This is a genomic window from Paenibacillus sacheonensis, assembly GCF_009909195.1.
GTDB lineage: Bacteria > Bacillota > Bacilli > Paenibacillales > Paenibacillaceae > Paenibacillus_Z > Paenibacillus_Z sacheonensis.
Genome location: NZ_JAAAMU010000044.1, coordinates 1 through 1,663, shown reverse-complemented (window position 1 = coordinate 1,663; position 1,663 = coordinate 1). Strand labels below are relative to the sequence as shown.

Sequence of the window (1,663 nt, the reverse complement as noted above, 5' to 3'; positions counted from 1 at the left end):
TGAACTGCACCCCGTCAAGTAGACAGTACAAATAAATAAAGTCAATTAGGCGGCCTTAGTCCTGTACTCCATCGGACTGAGGCCGTTTAGTTTTGCTTGTAATCGTTCATGGTTGTAGAAGTGGATGTAAGCCTGAATATCTCTGTGAAGCTCTTCAAAAGTATGGTACTTGTGCAAATAATACTTCTCACATTTGAGAGTCCCCCAAAAAGATTCCATTGGACCATTATCGATGCACCGCCCTACACGAGACATGCTCTGGATCATGTTACTGTCGTCCAAGAACTTCTTAAAGCCCAAAGAAGTGTATTGGTAGCCTCTGTCGCTGTGAAGCATGGGGCTGCTTCCTGGGGCAGCTTGCAAGGCCTGCTTCAACGTCTGGAATACAAGAGGGTTGTTATTGGAACGCCCTAATACATAGGACACGATGGATTTATCATGAAGATCGAGAATAGCGCTCAAATACGCTTTTTGGCCATGACCGTATTTAAATTCTGTTACATCGGTGAGCCATTTTTCATTCGGCGTATCAGCACGGAATTTACGGTTTAGCAGGTTCTCTGCCACTTGCTGCGGCGTGGCGTTCGCATACTTCTTTTTCTTTCTGCGAATAACAGACTGGATCCCCATTACCTTCATTAACCGTTCAACGCGCTTATGGTTAATGGTTTTTCCGGTTTGTTTACGCATATGCAGGGTCAATTGACGGTATCCAAATGTACGTTCCACTTTCTCATAGATCGTCATCATCACATGAGTCAATTGCTCATTCTCCAGCTCTCGAGCACTGGGTTTGCGATTTAACCACTTGTAGTAACTCGAGCGCGGAATTCCAGCAATTTGGCATAAAAGCTGAATACTTAATGCATCCTTTTGAAGTGCCTGGATGGCAAGATAAATGGGTTCCTGTCGCGTTTGTTTTAGCGTCGCCTTCTTTCGAGTTCCTCTAACTTTTTTAAAAATGCATTTTCAGCCCGAAGTCGCTCAATCTCGTACTCCATCTGTTTCATCTTGAGTTTCTGTTGATCGGCCTCTGTTAACTCTTCCGGGGCTTTCCTTCTCCCTCGGCCATCCTTTAACGCATCCTGACCGCCATCTTCAAACTTCTTCACCCATTGGTACACTTGCTGGTAAGAGACCTGAAATTGTTCAACCGCCTTTTGGTAGTTATAATCATGTGCCAGACAATACTGCACAATCTCAATCCGTTCTTGCCAAGAAGTAGAACGACCTTTTGTCATAGCTTTTGCTTCCCCTTTATAGGCTTTTAAGCTGCTATGACCATTATACTTGTTCACCCAATTAAAGAGCTGCCGCGTACTCGCAATCTTGTATTTAGCAATGACTTGATACTGCGACAATCCCCCCTCAAGGTAATCCTTCACCGCTCGGAGTTTGAGTTCAGCACTATAGCTTTGGAGATGCGTACGGCGCTCCAAGCCTTCATACCCACACGTTTGGTACCTACGCTGCCATCTCATTAAAGTGGTCTTATTAATTTCGTATTTCTTTGCAGCTGCCAGAAAACCAATTTCCCCATTTGATACTTCTTCGAGAATAGCAAGTTTCTCCAAAGCACTATACTTTCCTAGAGACATAAAAAACTCCCCTAACGATAACAGGTTTTATTATTTCACCTGTCTACCGTATGGGGAGCATATCA

General features: G+C 44.1%; 1 protein-coding gene. It reads right to left on the bottom strand.

The features are described 5' to 3' along the window. Nucleotides 1-45: 45 nt before the first annotated feature. Nucleotides 46-1,598, bottom strand: a protein-coding gene (locus GT003_RS33200) for an IS3 family transposase (protein ID WP_428842609.1) whose coding sequence is annotated in 2 segments (ribosomal slippage) — nt 46-959 and nt 959-1,598 — 1,554 coding nt in all. Because the reading frame shifts where the segments join, the coding sequence is not laid out codon by codon here. Nucleotides 1,599-1,663 lie beyond the last annotated feature (65 nt).